This window comes from Pseudoalteromonas tunicata (assembly GCF_002310815.1).
Classification (GTDB): Bacteria; Pseudomonadota; Gammaproteobacteria; order Enterobacterales; family Alteromonadaceae; genus Pseudoalteromonas; species Pseudoalteromonas tunicata.
Genome location: NZ_CP011033.1, coordinates 53,041 through 69,840 on the forward strand (window position 1 = coordinate 53,041; position 16,800 = coordinate 69,840).

Sequence of the window (16,800 nt, forward strand, 5' to 3'; positions counted from 1 at the left end):
ATAAAATAAGAATTTTAAAATGCGACTGATTAGCTTAGCGCTATTGGGTTTGAGTACTGCCTCGCAGGCTCAAACTGTGACTGTTAGTTCACCCGACGGTCAACTGACTGTCAGCATCAACGATGATCATGCTCTTGTACAGTACCAAGTTTCCTTAGCAGAACAGCTCATTATTGCGCCCTCCAATTTAGGCATGACGTTCAAACGCCAAGCACCGTTTGCTGATGGCTTTAAAATTACAAACGTGAATCAATCAAGCCATGACAGCACGTGGCAACAGCCTTGGGGCGAACAGCAAAACATTCGCGACCAGCATAATGCGCTCACGCTGATGCTACAAAGTGATGATAAAAAACAAGGTCGTTATTCCGTCACCTTTAAGGTTTTTAACGATGGGATTGGCTTTCGTTATGAAGTGCCTGAACAAAAAGGCTTTGATCATAGCGAAATAACCGATGAATTGACTGAATTTGCTATTGCCGACGCCAACCAAAGCACCGCATGGTGGATCCCTGCTCGTGGCTGGAATCGGTATGAATACGTTTATAATACTACGCCACTCATGCAAGCGGCGCATGTGCACACTCCGTTTACCTTTAAAACAAAAAACAATGTACATGTTAGTATTCATGAGGCTGCGCTGATTGATTATGCGGCCATGACTTTGAATCAACGCCGCCCAGGCACATTTAAAGCCGATTTAACGCCATGGTCCGATGGCATAAAAGTGAAAAAACAAGGTGGCTTCACCACGCCTTGGCGCACCATTCAAGTGGCTAAACAAGCGACCGGCCTGCTTAATTCTCATTTGATTTTAAACCTGAATGAGCCTAATAAACTCGGCGATGTAACTTGGGTGAATCCAGGTAAATACGTTGGTATTTGGTGGGGCATGCATATTAATGAAAACACCTGGGGCAGTGGTGACAAACACGGAGCTACTACAAAAAATACCATTGAATACATGGATTTTGCCGCGCAATATGGCTTTGATGGGGTATTAGTTGAAGGTTGGAATATTGGCTGGGATGGCGATTGGTTTTTTAATGGCGACGTGTTTAAGTTTGACCAAGCTTATCCTGATTTTGATATTAAAGCGATTAGCGAGCATGGCAAAAAAGTGGGGGTAAAATTGATTGGCCACCACGAAACGTCGGGTAATGTCACTAATTACCGCAAGCAAATGCCAGCTGCATTTGAGCTGTACAATGAAGCTGGGGTAGAGCAAATAAAAACGGGTTATGTTGCCGATGGTGGTAACATTAAGCGTGTTGATGAGCAAGGCATAGTGCGTAAAGAATGGCACGATGGCCAGTTTATGGTGAATGAATACCTTTATAATGTAGCACTTGCTGCGAAGCATAAACTCAGTATCAATACTCATGAGCCTATAAAAGATACCGGCCTGCGTCGTACTTACCCAAATTGGCTTGCACGTGAAGGAGCAAGAGGGCAAGAGTTCAACGCGTGGGGCACACCGCCTAACCCACCAGAGCATGCACCTATGCTGGCCTTTACCCGAATGCTGGCGGGCCCAATGGACTTTACTCCTGGTATTTTTGATATGAGTTTTAACGGCTTAGGTGATAAAACCAATCGTCCGCAAACAACCCTCGCCAAGCAATTAGCGTTATATGTGGTGCTCTACAGCCCTATACAAATGGCGGCCGATTTACCGAAAAATTACCTAGCTAAGCCTGATGCATTTCAGTTTATTCAAGATGTGCCAACCGACTGGCAGCAAAGCATTGCGCTTGGCGGTGAAGTGGGCGATTTTGTGGTATTTGCCCGTAAAGCGAAGGCCACTGAGCGCTACAATGGCGATGATTGGTTTTTGGGTGCCGTAAGTGATGAACAAGCGCGCGAAGTGACAGTTAAACTCGACTTTTTAGATGCCAACCGTCGCTATGAAGCGCAAATTTATCGAGATGGCGCAGACGCCGAGTGGAAACAAAATCCATACGATTTAGTGATTGAAAAACGCATCGTGACAGCCAAAGAATCGCTCATTCTCTCGCTTGCGACCAGTGGCGGTACTGCCATTCGGTTTAAAGCGCTTTAATTGTATCTCGACTTTTATTAAAACAGTTACTTGTCCAAAGCCCTGCGGTTAATTAAGCGGGGCTTTTTTGTATCTATCGTATTAATCGGTTGTTTATCGCGATTGGGTGAGCTGCGCGCTAAAAGTCATTAGTATAACTGACCAGTTGGCTTTATTTTTACTGGACACCTTATGACACTGCGCCGCGCCTCTTTACTTGTTTATATGGCACTCTCATCCACGGCTGTGATGGCTGATAAATTAGCCAATATTGAACGTATTACCACCACAGCAACCCGAAGTGTGGGTAGTGCCACGCCATTGCCTTTTGTGATCAGCACGGTTTCACAACAACAATTAGCACTTATCGCGCCCACCCATATTGAACAGGTGCTCAAACAAATCGCAGGGGCGAATGTTCAGCATGGCAATGGCCAAGAATATTTACCCGCGCTGCGCTCGCCGGTGCTCTCGGGCGCGGGTGCGTGTGGCGGCATTTTAACCACAGAAGATGGCATTGCGCTTCGCGCGGCAGGATTTTGTAATATTAACGAACTCTTTGAAGCGCATACCGAAATGGCCGAGCGCATCGAAGTGCTCAAAGGGCCGGGATCTGCTTTGTATGGCTCGAATGCCGTGCATGGGGTGATCAATGTCATCACACCCGACAGTACACAAGACCGCGGCTTTGCGGGGCTCGATTTAGGTTCCTTTGGTTATAAGCGGGCTAAGTTTCAACAAGGCCATGATATGGGTGACTCAGGCATTGGCATTAGCGCAAGTGTCACGCGTGATAGCGGTTATCGCGATGATGAAAGCGTCGAACAAGAAAAACTGAGCCTTCGCTATCGCCTTGAAACCGATGACCTTGCTGTGATGTCGGGGCTGACATTTACTCATCTTGATCAACAAACCGCAGGCTTTATAGAAGGGTTTGAAAGTTATAAAGACCGAGATGTAGCACAAAGTAATGCTTACCCTGATGCGTTTCGAAGTGCACAGGCACTGCGGGTTTGGTCGCAATTTACCTGGCAAGATGAGCGCAATACCTTAGTGCTCACCCCCTATTTTCGCGACCAGAACATGACCTTTTTTAAGCATTTTTTACCCGGTACACCGCTTGAAGAAAACGCCCAAACTGGGGCGGGGATACAATCCCTTTGGCGCTACCAAGAGGATGAAAATATCCAAATCGAACTGGGTTTTGATAGCGAATACACTCAAGCCACCATGTTGCAATACCAACAAAACCCAACACAAGGCTCGGCGTTTTTAGTTGCGACAGTACCACAAGGCAAACACTATGATTACGAGGTTGCGAGCAGTTTGTACGCACCATTTTTTAATCTGCAGTGGCAATGGCAAGCACTAAGCATCGACGTTGGGGCGCGCTTTGAGCATTTAAGTTATGATTACGAAAATAATATGCAAGCAGGGCGTAACCGTGATGATGGCACACCTTGTGCCATGGGCGGGTGTCGTTATAGTCGCCCACAAAGTAGTGAAAATAGTTTTAGTACTTGGTCGCCAAAACTGGGACTGAGCATGGTCCTAAACGACAATAACGTATTGTATAGCAATCTTTCAAAAGGTTATCGCGCCCCGCAAGCATCGGAGCTGTATCAGCTAGAGCGCAAACAAACCGTCGCCGATTTAGCACCCGAAACAGCAAGCAACTTAGAAATTGGCTTAAAGGGTAATATTGCAGCGTTAAGCTATATATTATCGGCTTATACCATGGATAAAAAGCAGGTTATTTTTCGCGACAGTGACTTTTTCACCATTAACGATGGCCAGTCCTCTCATCGAGGTGTTGAGGTAGAGTTTGAGTACGCAATTAATCTTGATTGGCAAATACGTTTTGCCGGCACGCATGCCAAGCACAAATACGAGTCTGATCAACAATTGGGTGAGATTAATATCAAAGGCAACGAGATGGATACCGCCCCGCGTAACATAGCCAATGTGCAGTTAAATTGGCAACCAAGCGACACTATTAATACCTCGTTGGAGTGGCATCATGTTAGCCGTTATTTCACCGATGCTGAAAATCGCCATGAGTATGAGGGGCACCAGTTACTGAATGTGCGCGTCAACTGGCAACCGACCGCACAACTGAGCCTGACATTACGTATTAATAACTTGGCCGATACCGCGTATGCCGATCGCGCTGATTACACTAGTTTTAGCGGCGATCGCTATTTTCCCGGCAAACCCCGACATTTAGCGATGACCATGCAATATAGTTGGTAATGGTTCTTTGGCTGTTTGTAGGTGCAAGCCGGCTTTAGCCCGAAAGTTATTTAAAAGCCGTTTTCAAATAAACAACTGCTGTTAAATTAAAAAACTGCTTTTTAAATTAACACCATTGTCGTACTGGCGACGGCATTCAAAGAGAGGCTAGCGCTGATCCCTCTTTGGACACTTTCAGCGCCACCGACATCACGCTGTATTCTGCAAATAATCAATTGATGTGAACTCAACAGTAAAACAGGCATCAATTGTTTATTTTTAGGGCGTGATAACGGGGGAATTGTTAGCATCGGCGTGAACTTTGACGTTTACGTAGGTGCAAGCCTGCTTGCGAAGTCGAGCGTAGCTTGGCCGCTGTTGTAGGTAAGGCTTTAGCCCGACAGCTTTTTAAAAGCCGTTTTCAAATCAATAACTGTGTTTAGTTTTAAAAACCGCTTTTTAAATTAACATTGTTGTCGCGCGGGCGACGGCAGCCAAGGGGAGGCTATCGCCGATCTCCCCTTAGAACCCCTCGGCGCCCCAGATTTTCAAAAAATAGGCAAACTGATCTTCAAAAATACATTTGATGTGAACCATAACCGCTATCAATGCCTTAGCATGGCTTGCTCGACTTCCTGTCGCGCATTATTCATCAAATCTATTTTTTCAGGTTTGATTTAGGGGGGAATTTGTTAGCATCGGCGTGAGCTTTGAGTTTTACGTAGGTGCAAGCCTGCTTGCGAAGGCGAGCGCAGCTCGGCCGCTGTTGTAGGTTGGGCTTTAGCCCGAAGTGGTGAATTTTTACGGCGCTACTTACAGCATGTATTACCCAAAGGGTTTATGCGCATTCGCCACTATGGATTTTTAGCGAATGCGTGTCGAAAGCGAACACTCGCACTAATAAGAGCACTCGCGTCACAGACAGATAAACCGCTGAAACCAAAGAGAGCAAAAGAAACACAGCTACCTCATTGGCGGTGCCAAAAATGTAAAACAGGCACACTGCGATTTATTGGCATCGTCACTGTTGATGAAGTGATGAATAAAGCAGAGCGAACGAGCTAGCGGCCACGCTTGCTTCGTCAAATCAGAGGGTTAACCTGTTTAAGTGTTCAGGTAAGGTGACGCTGTGCCCAGGAAAAATAAGATTGCCTCAGCGCTAAAAATTAGGTGTAATGGGGACGTAAAAATGGCTGAGCCATGCAGGGAAGGCTAAGAAAACACCGTTAATCCGATAAAGTAAGCGTAATGTAGCCTACATCACGAAAAGCAAATTCCCATAGCATAAACAATACCCACTCAAACACCGAGCAGGTAGCGCCTCAGTCCAACAAGCGATTATGCAACACAAACAGCGTGTCGCATAAATACTAAATTGTTAGCATACTTATTGTAGTTTCGGGCTGTAATACTATATGGAAATAATAAATGAGATTTTTTAAGTTAAGTTTTCTTGGGGTATTTTTGACTGTGCTGTTAGCTTGTACCGATAGCCCTCAACAAGCTGATCCAAACTTTATACCTAAAAATACCCACAAAACTTTTTCTCAAAACAATAGTCCTGTTGTAGTTGTAGATGAAGCACACAATAATTTCCTAACAGCAAGTGGACGATATAGCCCATTTGTGCAGGTTCTTGAAAGCGATGGTTATACCGTTCGGCCGAATAGCAGCCGCTTTTCATTAGCCACACTACATGATGCTGATTTATTGGTTATTGCCAATGCGTTAGATAGAAATAGAAAAGACTGGAATCCACCTTTTACTGAAGCATTAAACAATGAAGAAGTTTTAAGTATTAAAAAGTGGGTCTTGGAAGGTGGAGCGCTTTTATTAATCGCAGACCATGCACCTTTTCCCCGTGTTATTGAAAATTTAGCGCGTGAATTTGGCTTTGAATTTAGTAACGGTCATGTCGGTAATGCGATGTTTCGCGCTAGGGACAAGACGCTCGCTGAACATCCCATTACGTCTAAAACCCGGCAGCTAGAGCAAAATTTTTATCCAGCTACCGCTGCACCTGAAATGCCAGAAATAACTATGCAACCTAATCGTATAGAGCAGGTTAAAACCTTTGGCGGCTCAGCTTTCAAAACTCCGCCTGAGGCTACTTCACTTTTAAATCTTGGTGAAGGGGCTGTTTCTATAGTTCCTGATGTGCCTTTTCAAGTGAATGCTGATACTGCAAGGGTGCCTGTGCAAGGTTGGAGTCAAGGTGCTGTACTGGAGGTCGGTAAAGGTCGAATAGCTGTATTTGCTGAGGGTATGATGTTTTCATCTCAACTAGATACTAAAACAGGGAAAACATTTGGATTAGCGTCTAAAGGTGCTGAACAAAATGAAGAGTTTCTATTAAATGTTATGGGTTGGCTTGCAGGTGCCATTTAACAGTGCGAGTCGAAAAGTATGCTAACAAAGCATTGCACCGGACAAGCCGGTGAATGCGGCGTTAGTGCGTCAAGCGAAGCTTGATGCATCTTGCAGGGTGCAAGTCCCTGTCGGGTAAGGTTTAACTCACCACCCGTATCGAGTGTTGCGCCTATGGCGGAGCTGTTTTTTTTTCAGCGAACAAGATAGGTGAAGCGTACACAGAGAATTAAGTAGGCCACAGGGGATCCGTGTCCCTGAAGTGCTGAGATCGCTCCGATAAATACAGTCTGACTGACGAGGTTTGTAACGCCACTGAAGTCCAAGCAAAGCAACCGTAATGAGTGAGGTTGTGGCGAGTCAGCGGAGTTATTAAGCCGTGGCATGTTTAAAGAGATGCATCAGGAACTTGAGAGAGCCAAAGGTGTTCCGCAAGGACGCGGTAGGGAAGCTAAGTCAAAAGCAAGGCCAACGATGACCCTTTGGCAGTCAGACCAGTTCGTAGTAGTTTGAGACGGGAAAGCCGATCACATGGCGAAGGGGCTGGCAGTTATATCACGTGTTTAGCAGACACATAGGCCGGACAATGTAGGGCTGGACTCACTATGATAACCGAACTAAACGCGATCACATTTAAATCACAGCGCCACCCCAAACACAGGTTTCAGAACTTATACGGATTACTAAGGGAAGATTTCCTGTATCAAAGTTGGGGTCAGCTCAATAAACAAGCAGCCGCTGGTATTGATGGCATCACCATGCCTGCTTATCAGCAGCAACTTGTTGGCAACATTACTCGACTGAGCGATGCCCTGAAGCATAAGCGCTTTCGAGCCAATGACATCAAACGTGTCTTTATTCCCAAAGCAAATGGCAAACAGAGACCGCTGGGCTTGCCCACGGTGGATGATAAATTGGTGCAACAAGGCGTGAGCCAGATATTGCAAAGTATCTGGGAAGCGGATTTTCTGCCCAATAGCTATGGCTACCGACCGAATAAAAGCGCCCATCAAGCGGTGCACAGTTTAGCGTTGAATCTTCAGTTTAAAGGATACGGTTACATTGTGGAGGCTGACATTAAAGGCTTCTTCAACAACCTTGATCACAACTGGCTGATGAAGATGCTCAAACAACGCATTGATGACAAAGCCATGCTGAGTTTAATCAGCCAATGGCTTAAAGCCCGCATAAAATCACCTGAAGGGGTATTTGAATACCCGAAAAGCGGTACGCCGCAAGGGGGGATCATTAGCCCGGTACTGGCGAACATCTACCTGCATTACGCACTCGACTTATGGTTTGAAAAGAAAGTAAAACCCCGAATGCGTGGCCGCGCGATGCTCATCCGGTACGCCGATGATTTTGTGTGTGCGTTTCAGTACGCCAACGATGCTGAGCGATTTTACGAGGTGCTGCCAAAACGACTTAAGAAATTCAATTTAGAAGTGGCAGAGGAGAAAACCTCACTGCTACGATTTAGTCGATTTCACCCGAGTCGAAAACGGCAATTTGTGTTTCTTGGTTTTGCCTTTTACTGGGCAAAAGATGCACAGGGAAAACCTCGACTCAGGCGGCGAACAGGGGCGGAAAAGCACCGCGCCAGCATGAGCGAGTTTTACCAATACATCAAAGCCAAGCGGTCAAACAAGCTCAACACTTGGATGCCGCAACTGAAACGCAAACTGATGGGATACCGAAATTACTTTGGCCTGCCAGACAACAGCTGCAGCCTTGATAGATTGTACAGTTATGTGTTGCACAGTTTATACAAATGGCTGAATAGGCGCAGTGGCAGACGCAGTTACAATTGGAGTAATTTCAAGAAGATGCTAATGTATTATGCAATTGAGCGACCAAGAGTGAGTAAGCGATTTATTCACGTAGATTGGTACTAGGAGCGTGTTGATTTACACGCGTGAATATATAACTGAAGAGCCGGATGCGGTAATTCCGCACGTCCGGATCTGTGTGGGGTCGGCCCAGTAATGGGTCGCTCTACCACGATTAACCCATCACGGACGTTAGTTTGAGAATTTTAATTTCATTTTTTCTAATCATATTCGCAAGCGATTGTTATGCTTGTTTTGTTCCGCCAGAAGGACTGAGCGACGAGCATAAACTCACCTTTGCTGGAAATGTTGGGGTTGGGATTGTACTGTTTTTGTTTGCGTTATTATGTCGATATTTCAGCCAAAAGTCGCGGCTTTGGGTGCCTGCTGTATTTGGGCTTTCTCTGGGCTACATACCGGCTGTTATGTATTTCCTTTTCATAGAAGGTATAGCTGGACCTGGCGGAGCGTGTGGGAGACCCGAGCTACTAGAGATGGGTAGCGTCATTCTGGTTAGCTTTTCAATTTTGGCTGGCTATGAGCTATTCAATTGGCTTAGGCTTCGGCGTAAAAATGGGTTATAACAAGTTAAAGCAGCGGAAAACCACTCGCTGCCTGCGCCAAAACGCTCGCGTTTTCCGCTGTTTAAAGCGTTAAGTGTCCAAACTATGAAAGCAACTATTTGCGCATTAATCGATAATCCGGGTGAGGTAGAACTAACTGAAAGCTGGCTTGAAGCTAATCGGAAAGTATTGTGCTTTGTATCTGAACAAAACGCATGTGGTTGTTGTGTCATGGGTTGGGATATTGAAGGCCCAGACGAAATCGTTTCTACTCTTCCAAATCATATTTCAGCGAGCAGCAAATGGACATCGAGCTAAAAACACTTAACAAGCGCAGGCTGTCGGAACGCCTTTCCGCTCCTTCGTCGCTACAAGTCGTCCGCAGCTGCGGGCGTTATGTGCTTCGGAGCACTGGCATCTTTAATTGACGAATGACGAAAGGGATTTAAATGTTAGAAAGAATACATAGAATAAAAGGTATAGGGCTTTTACATGATGCTGATGCAAGAGCTCATGGACTACAGAAAGCCAGCTTTATCTATGCAGATAATGGACGAGGTAAATCAACACTAGCTTCATTATTCCGTTCTTGTTCGACGAATAAACCTGAACTCCTCGTAAACCGCCGAACTATTGATGGTAATAACGAACCAGAAGCAATTCTTCAATTTTCTAATGGGCAGCGTTCTACCTTTCAAAATGGTAGTTGGGATGTTGAGCGCCCAGAGCTTTTAGTATTTGATGCCGATTTCGTTGAACAAAATGTTTATGCAGGTGGACAAGTTACAGCCGACCAACGAAAAAACTTATTACAATTTGCACTTGGCGAAAATGCTGTTGTGGCGCAACAAGAATATGATCTCGCAGATGATAATGCGAGAGCAGCAGCCAATTCTATACGAGAAACAAGTAATCAATTAGAAGTGCTGCATAGAGGTTTGACGCAAACTCAATTTCAAAGAATCGCCGAAGTTGTAGATGCAGATGATCAAATATCCGCTCTTAACGGCAAAATCGTTGAAGCCCAAAATATAGGTCTTATTCAAGCTAAGGCATTGCCTCAGCAGTTAGCATTGCCGACACTTAATGTGGATGATATTTTTAATGTTTTGGGTACATCCCTCGAAAATATTGATCTAGCAGCAGAGCAGCAAGTTAAAGAACACTTAAATACTCACAACAAAAATCGTTTAGAGAAATGGATAAGTGATGGGCATGCATACGGTGAAGAAGGTAATTGCTTGTATTGCAACCAACCTCTCGATGGTGTCGAATTAATACAAGCATATCGCAGTTATTTTAATCAAGATTATAATCAGCTTAAGTCGGATGTTTCTCGGTTGACAGGCCTCATTAACGCGAGCTGCTCTAATGAGATCATTGACAGATTAAAGTCACGGTTTGAAACTGCTAGTGCAGTCATTGATGGTTGGCAGGAGCATGTTGAGGTAATACCTCCAACATTCGATGAAAATTCCGCAAGAGATGCTCTTTCTAATATTGAAACTCTGTTAAACGCTTTGAGAGAGAGCAAAGAAGTTAATTTGCTCGACGCTGTTGGCTCTGAAGATAATAAAAACGAAGTTGCTAGAATCTGGCAGGAAGTTATAGAGGTTGTTGTTGCATGTAACAATTCAATTTCAAATGCTACAGCTGTTATAACAAACTACAAAAACAGTTTGGCAGCTCTAAGTATTGAGAATTTGAAAAACCAAATTCGTGATTTAGAGTGGGCTAAAATACGTTACAGGCAAGATGTTGTAGATTTATTTTCACAGCTCGCTTTGGAAAAAATTCAGGACGAAACTGCAAAATCTGAAAAACAAACAAAAAAAGATGCCTTGAATCAAATCATGCAGGCAACTCTAGAAAGCTATAAAGATCGTATTAATGAGCTTTTGCGCGGTTTTGGTGCTCAATTTCTGATTCCGAATATTGATTTTAATTATCGGGGTGGATTGAGAAGTGATTATGTATTGCAAATGCGCGGTGCGAACATTGCTTTAAGTGGTGGTGTACCAGATTTTAAGACTTCTCTGAGTGAGGGTGATAAACGCACATTAGCTTTTGCTTTCTTCATAGCCTCTGCTGAATCTGATCCTGATTTAGCCAACAAGGTCATTGTAATAGATGACCCAATGTGTAGCTTAGACCTTAACAGAAAGCAGCAAACACGTACTGTTTTGAAGAGGTTGCATGACAGCTGCAAGCAAATAATTGTTCTTGCACATGATGTTCATTTCCTTCGTAATCTTCGTGATGATGTGTTGCGAACAGGAAACCCGAACGAAATTAAATGTTTAAAGTTAAAATCAGTCATTAATCGCTATAGTGACTTTGATGTAATAAATCTTGATCAAGAATGTGAAAGTGCATATTTCAAATGCCACCGCATGCTTGATGAATATTTAGTTGGGAATGCTCAGAGCAATATGGAAATAGCTAGATCAATTCGGCCAATGCTTGAAGGGTATCTACATAGACGTTTTCCCAACTTGATAAATGGCGGCCTTTTGTTTGGGCAAGTTATTGACTTGATAAGTAATGCGCAACCACCAAGTCCTTTAGTTAATGCTCAAAACATTACTAACGAACTTAATGAGATAAATCGTTACGCCGGACAGTTTCATCACGATACTAATCCAGCGGCAGACCAAGTTCAAATTACAGATGGTGAGCTTTTAAGCTTTGTAGAAAGGTCGCTAGCTGTGATTTATGCTGGATAAACACATTAGTAATCAGCACATAACAAGGCCATAAAGTCGGATTCGTAACAGTTGGCTCGGTTCCGCTTCGCTACACATTTTAGCCAACTGTTACTCACCGCTTATGGCGGCGTTGAGGTTGTAGAATTACTCATTTGGTCAAGTTTTTAGGTGATTTAAGGGTTCTCAAATGCATTGCTTAGTACGAGATAGTCGCTTAGAAAGCGATACGGGAGGTCAAAAAAATGGCTAAATTTATAAAAATAGAAATTCTACAGCCTCGTTATATGCACCTAATAAGTTGTTTATTGCTGTCAGAAAACATCATCAAAAAGTCATAAGGACGTCAGGTATTTTAAAGTCGATTTGCATAAATTGACCGTTTGTTCAATCACATTGAAGCGAAGTTAAATTATTCGTTGATTTTAAAACAAGGAAAAATTGTGAAGCATATTTTTAATTCAATTATTCTGCTGCTTTCTATTCTAATTATCAGTAGCAAAAGTTATAGCCAAGATGAATTTCCAGTCTTAGAGGGGCCATACCTTGGGCAAAAGCCACCTGGCTTAACCCCAAAAACATTTGCTCCTGGGTATGTCGCGACTAAGCATCGTGACTATAGCGGTTCCTTCACCCCTGATATGAAAGAGTTCTATTTTACGAGAAAGGATGTTTACACTAAAAAATGGTGGTTAATACGTTTTAAGTTAGAAAATAACCAGTGGCAAGAATCAGTTGTAGGAGCCAGAGTGGGACGTCCTATACTTGCGCCAGATGGTAAGATCATGCATCTGGGCAATAAATATATGGAGCGCACCAGTAATGGCTGGTCAGAGATAAAAAGTCTGGGGCCTATGTTTGAGAGGGAAGATTGGGGCATTATGCGCCTGTCTGCATCGGCCAAAGGCACTTATGTATTTGATGACTACAAAAACAATGATGTAATCCGCATTTCAACAATTAAAGATGGCAAACGCCAACCACCAAAATTGATGGGATCGCAGATAAACTCTGGAAAATGGACTGCCCACCCCTTTATTGCACCAGATGAGTCTTACTTAATCTGGGATAGTGAAAAGAACGATGGATATGGCGATCAAGACCTGTATATCAGCTTTCGCGAACAAGATGGTTCATGGGGGGCGGCGATAAACTTAGGAGAGAAGGTAAATACTAATGGGGTTGAATCTGGCGCGTATGTATCGCCCGATGGCAAGTATCTTTTTTTTAATCGGACCCCAATTCAAACAAACGATGGTAGCGATCCTGAAGGTGATATCTACTGGGTGGATTCGCAGGTTATAGAAATGCTCAGGCCCAAACAATAATCCATATAACAATCGAAGTAAGAGCGACGCCAAAAGCGGCGCGCCTTCTTCGGGCGTTGAGGCTGTAGAATTACTCATTTGGTCAAGTTTTTAGGTGCTTTAAGGGGTTTAAAATGCATTGCTTAGTACGAGATTGTCGCTTAGAAAGCGATACAGGAGGTCAAAAAAATGGCCAAATTTATAAAAATAGAAATTCTACAGCCTCGTTAGGCAAATGGAGTATTGCAATATGCAAACGTGTAAATCATGTTTAAAAGAAATAGAAACGAGTGCTACAAAGTGTTCATACTGTCAGTCGTATCAGGTTTGGTATAAAAACCCTCAGCACTATAGTTTAATCATTATGCTCCCCTTTTTAGTATTTATGTTTTGGAATACAGGTTTATTTAATAAAAAAGAATTTAGTGACTTCGAAAGTGAGTTCTCTTTTAATCTAGAAAAAATTATTGATGCTAATAAACCCAACACTATATTAATTACCTATAAAGTTAAAAATAATACCCGATACAAGTGGCGTGATATTAGTTATGAAATAATTAGTAAGCACGATGGCGAGCTCTTAGCGACCAATTCTGTTAGTGATTTTAGTTGGGTAATACAACCAAACTCAGAGTCTTTCCTCACAGTAAAGGTGCCAATTGTCTCTAATGCAAATGAATGGGAATTAAAAATAAAAGACTTAGAGGTAAAGCGCTATTAAATTTGCCTAACGAGCCAATAAAAACGGGACTAAAAACAGTTTGCTGTGTCGTTTTTCAACATTTTAACAAACAATTTTTAGGCCCTTATTGGGGCCTTGATACTATATATACTCTTATTGTTAATAAAAAAAGCTTGTTTTATAGGTTCAAAATGCATTATTTAATGCTTTAAAAACGCTTAGGATTGATTTTAGGCGCTCGATTGTTAGTTGAATTTGGCTGTTGGAGTAATTCTAGAGTCTCGTTATAACTATTGGTGAATTATCCTACTATGCGTACTATTTTGACTATATTAATCGTTTCTTTATTGAGTGGCTGCGCTTCTACAAGCGATAATCACAATGATTTGTCTAAAATTGTCGGTGATTATTTTAGTGTTTATTCTCACCGTAATGATTTTGAACGCTTAATGTCTTTCTATGATAATAACGCTCAATTTGAAGATATTATCTATGGAAATAGTTTTAAAACGAAAAGAGAGATTAAAGAATTCTTAGCTTGGGATAAAGGCGAATTTACGGTTCTTTCGGGTGATCGGATTTTAACCATTACAAAACAAATTCAAGAAGGAAATACGGTTGTAACACAAGGTTTTTTTCATGAGTTTATCTATAACGGTCAAAAAATGGGTCCGTGGTTGTTTATAATTGATCAAGAGTTTAATTCCCAGAATAAAATTATAAAGCAAACAGATTGGATTAATTACACTCCTAGAGAAGATTTCCTCGGGGGTAAAAATATGAATGATGAACTAATTAAGAAATAGTTATAGCTACGAACCATTAGGGTTAGGTCTTTCTTTTTGGCTCTGATGTTAAAAAACACAAAAACTAGACCTTTTAATCATATTTAAGATGCATTGATTTTTCGATAAAGTTGAAAAGAAAGTAATCACCTCTACATATTACATTGATATAATTAGCGTTATTCAGTTTCAAAAAATTGACTTCAGAAATTATTAAGGCATTTTTATTTGTTGCTGACTTTAGTTTTTACGTCATAAATCAAGAGCTAAACTACAAATTTGGTTTGTATTTCCAATATTTCACAACATTTCGCAATCGATTTAATTATGAACTGTGGAGTTGTGTAGATACATTTTTAACCTCGGTGGCGCGCAGTGTCTCGGTGCGGCCGGTGGTGAAAATCAGTTTGTTTCCCTTGTCGAAAAACGATAAACAGGATGTATTAAGCAGGGATTGCCCCCTGAGTTAATATCATAGGGCATTTTTGGATCTGTTGAGAAGTCACGTAGGGTTGTGGCTGCTAGATTTTAATTTCAGCTTTGGCGCTTGCTTTGAAACATCACCTTTGAGCATCGCGTTTTAGATCAATCTTATACAGGTAATGAATACAAGGTTGTTAGATTTTCTATCGGCAACTAATGGTAATATCCTCTTACAAATTAACGTGCTTTTTTTGCTGACAGCCTGCTGCATTAATGTTCTAGTTTACCGATGTGTAATAGGAACAAATGGCGAATAAAGGAGTGCGATGGATGGCTGCAAAGATGGGTAAAGGACTCGTTGTTGGGATGTTAGCTTGTGTAGCAACGTTGGCCTATTCCGAGGACTCGCAAGCATCGTTATTACTAAGCGAAGAAGCCCAGCTAGAAATTATCAATACTTTAGCGTTACAGATTGAACAGCGCAGCAGTGACCCACAAGTAGGCAAACGAATTGCAGCGCACCTCAGCAAACAATATCAATCTTATAAGTATTTAGGCTTTGATCAGCCCGCTGACTTTGCTGCCAAACTGACCCAAGATGTGCAAGCGGTGTTACAAGATCCCTCCATTGTCGTATCGGCGAATGAGCCCGACCTTTCACATGCTGTAGCTGCCACCACGGCCTCGAATCAAATCACATTCGTAAATGATGAAATAGCACTGATTGAACTTGATTTACACAGCACTCAAACACAAATTGATACCCTTTTTAGCCAAGTGGCGGATGCTGAGGTATTTGTTTTTGATTTGCGCCACAGCCGCAGCCCCCAAAATGCGGATTCTGATGTCTTGTTGTACACCGCAAGTTATTTATTTGAACAACCTACTGAGTTATATCGTATTGATAAAGTTGGTAAAAAAAAGGCCGACATCATTACAACACTTAAAAGAGTGGCCGGTAAAAAACGAGCTCATGTGCCGGTGTATGTGCTAACCAGCGAGCAAACAGGGGTGGTGGCTGAGCGTTTTGTTAGTGCTTTACAGCACCTTAAACGGGCTTATGTTGTGGGTGAACCTACTGCTGGGCAAGTCGATATCTATGAGCAAGTGAGTCTGCACCATAAGCTCAAAGTAACACTGCCAGTTGGCAAGTTTGTGCTTCATAATGGCGTCAACCCCCAACAAAGTCAGACACTAGGTCTTCAGCCCGATTTACTGGTTACATCGTTTTTAGCCTTTCAAGAAACCCAACCTTTGGCTACGCAATCAGCGATTGAATACCGTGTTTTACAAGGGCGCGGCACACCACAAGAAACCTTTTCGCAAAATAAAGCGCAAATCAATTATTCCGCTTGGCGGTTTTTCGGCAATGATTGCGCGCTCGAATACCGGATATCAGAGCCGATGTATAATGCCAATACTAAAAAATATCAGTTTGCTTATCAGCTGAGATATTACGGTCATGGCAGCGCTAAAATGCGTTACACCTTAGGTAATGGGATAGAGCAAATGACGCAGCAAGCCAATTTTGCCGATAAAACCGACATAAAAAGCGCCATCACCATAGGGTTTAAGTCGTTTGAAGCTATAAAGATGAAAAGCTGCGGTGTGGTGTAATTGAGTTCATTATAAAATTAGCTGTAAAAAAGTTGGTTGGTGATGGTAAAGGTGACAAACATAAATTTAGACAATTGCTGGTGTTGCAGTTTTTTTATACATTTATTTACAATGAATTAGCATGAATTCTTGTACCTGAAAAAGCTTTAGTATTTAATGAAGTTCTATCCTTTTGTTGCTCATAGCTCGTCAATTGCATGGTAAAGATGAGAAGCGCAAGGCACATTAAATTTCTGTTCACATCGGAAG

Annotated in this window: 11 protein-coding genes and 1 pseudogene; all 12 read left to right on the forward strand. The window is 42.5% G+C overall.

Annotated features, from left to right (window positions below; genetic code table 11):
• Positions 1-19 precede the first annotated feature (19 nt).
• The 12 genes and pseudogenes from PTUN_RS18205 to PTUN_RS18260 all read left to right on the forward strand — a co-directional run bounded on the left by PTUN_RS18205 (position 20) and on the right by PTUN_RS18260 (position 16,551).
• On the forward strand, positions 20-2,062 hold the full coding sequence (locus tag PTUN_RS18205) for a glycoside hydrolase family 97 protein (protein ID WP_009836495.1): 2,043 nt from the start codon (positions 20-22) through the stop codon (positions 2,060-2,062).
• Positions 2,063-2,233: 171 nt separating this feature from the next.
• A complete protein-coding gene (locus tag PTUN_RS18210; RefSeq protein WP_009836494.1) occupies positions 2,234-4,294 on the forward strand; it encodes a TonB-dependent receptor in 2,061 nt (686 codons plus the stop codon).
• A gap of 774 nt (positions 4,295-5,068) precedes the next feature.
• Positions 5,069-5,338 (forward strand): annotated as a pseudogene (locus PTUN_RS18215) (transposase); the annotation flags it as partial.
• A gap of 363 nt (positions 5,339-5,701) precedes the next feature.
• Entirely contained in the window at positions 5,702-6,661 is a 960-nt protein-coding gene (locus PTUN_RS18220) for a DUF4350 domain-containing protein (RefSeq protein ID WP_009836491.1), read from the forward strand.
• Positions 6,662-7,245: 584 nt separating this feature from the next.
• Positions 7,246-8,535, forward strand: a complete 1,290-nt coding sequence (ltrA, locus tag PTUN_RS18225; RefSeq protein WP_009836374.1) for a group II intron reverse transcriptase/maturase — start codon at positions 7,246-7,248, stop codon at positions 8,533-8,535.
• Positions 8,536-9,137: 602 nt separating this feature from the next.
• The gene (locus tag PTUN_RS18235) at positions 9,138-9,350 is read left to right on the forward strand and encodes a hypothetical protein (RefSeq protein ID WP_009836488.1); all 213 of its coding nucleotides are present in this window, start codon (positions 9,138-9,140) and stop codon (positions 9,348-9,350) included.
• A 131-nt stretch (positions 9,351-9,481) separates the two neighbouring features.
• The gene (locus tag PTUN_RS18240; protein WP_009836487.1) at positions 9,482-11,758 is read left to right on the forward strand and encodes an AAA family ATPase; all 2,277 of its coding nucleotides are present in this window, start codon (positions 9,482-9,484) and stop codon (positions 11,756-11,758) included.
• Positions 11,759-12,180: 422 nt separating this feature from the next.
• Positions 12,181-13,065: a TolB-like translocation protein gene (locus tag PTUN_RS18245; protein WP_040643421.1), complete on the forward strand. Its 885-nt coding sequence runs from the start codon at positions 12,181-12,183 to the stop codon at positions 13,063-13,065.
• Positions 13,066-13,178: 113 nt separating this feature from the next.
• Positions 13,179-13,319 carry a hypothetical protein gene (locus PTUN_RS22010; protein ID WP_198138418.1) on the forward strand — a complete coding sequence of 47 codons (141 nt, stop codon included), beginning with the start codon at positions 13,179-13,181 and terminating at the stop codon, positions 13,317-13,319.
• On the forward strand, positions 13,295-13,765 hold the full coding sequence (locus PTUN_RS18250; protein ID WP_040643420.1) for a hypothetical protein: 471 nt from the start codon (positions 13,295-13,297) through the stop codon (positions 13,763-13,765). Before PTUN_RS22010 ends, PTUN_RS18250 begins: the two co-directional genes overlap by 25 nt.
• A 272-nt stretch (positions 13,766-14,037) precedes the next feature.
• Complete coding sequence (locus PTUN_RS18255; RefSeq protein ID WP_009836484.1) at positions 14,038-14,532, forward strand: nuclear transport factor 2-like protein; 495 nt, start codon at positions 14,038-14,040, stop codon at positions 14,530-14,532.
• A 732-nt stretch (positions 14,533-15,264) separates the two neighbouring features.
• Positions 15,265-16,551: a S41 family peptidase gene (locus PTUN_RS18260; protein ID WP_040643419.1), complete on the forward strand. Its 1,287-nt coding sequence runs from the start codon at positions 15,265-15,267 to the stop codon at positions 16,549-16,551.
• The last annotated feature ends 249 nt before the right edge of the window (positions 16,552-16,800 follow it).

Coding starts and splice junctions, on each gene's coding strand:
- ltrA (WP_009836374.1), top strand. CDS start 7,246: ATGATAACCGAACTAAACGCGATCACATTTAAATCACAGCGCCACCCC.
- PTUN_RS18240 (WP_009836487.1), top strand. CDS start 9,482: ATGTTAGAAAGAATACATAGAATAAAAGGTATAGGGCTTTTACATGAT.
- PTUN_RS18210 (WP_009836494.1), top strand. CDS start 2,234: ATGACACTGCGCCGCGCCTCTTTACTTGTTTATATGGCACTCTCATCC.
- PTUN_RS18205 (WP_009836495.1), top strand. CDS start 20: ATGCGACTGATTAGCTTAGCGCTATTGGGTTTGAGTACTGCCTCGCAG.
- PTUN_RS18220 (WP_009836491.1), top strand. CDS start 5,702: ATGAGATTTTTTAAGTTAAGTTTTCTTGGGGTATTTTTGACTGTGCTG.
- PTUN_RS18250 (WP_040643420.1), top strand. CDS start 13,295: ATGCAAACGTGTAAATCATGTTTAAAAGAAATAGAAACGAGTGCTACA.
- PTUN_RS18235 (WP_009836488.1), top strand. CDS start 9,138: ATGAAAGCAACTATTTGCGCATTAATCGATAATCCGGGTGAGGTAGAA.
- PTUN_RS22010 (WP_198138418.1), top strand. CDS start 13,179: ATGCATTGCTTAGTACGAGATTGTCGCTTAGAAAGCGATACAGGAGGT.
- PTUN_RS18260 (WP_040643419.1), top strand. CDS start 15,265: ATGGCTGCAAAGATGGGTAAAGGACTCGTTGTTGGGATGTTAGCTTGT.
- PTUN_RS18255 (WP_009836484.1), top strand. CDS start 14,038: ATGCGTACTATTTTGACTATATTAATCGTTTCTTTATTGAGTGGCTGC.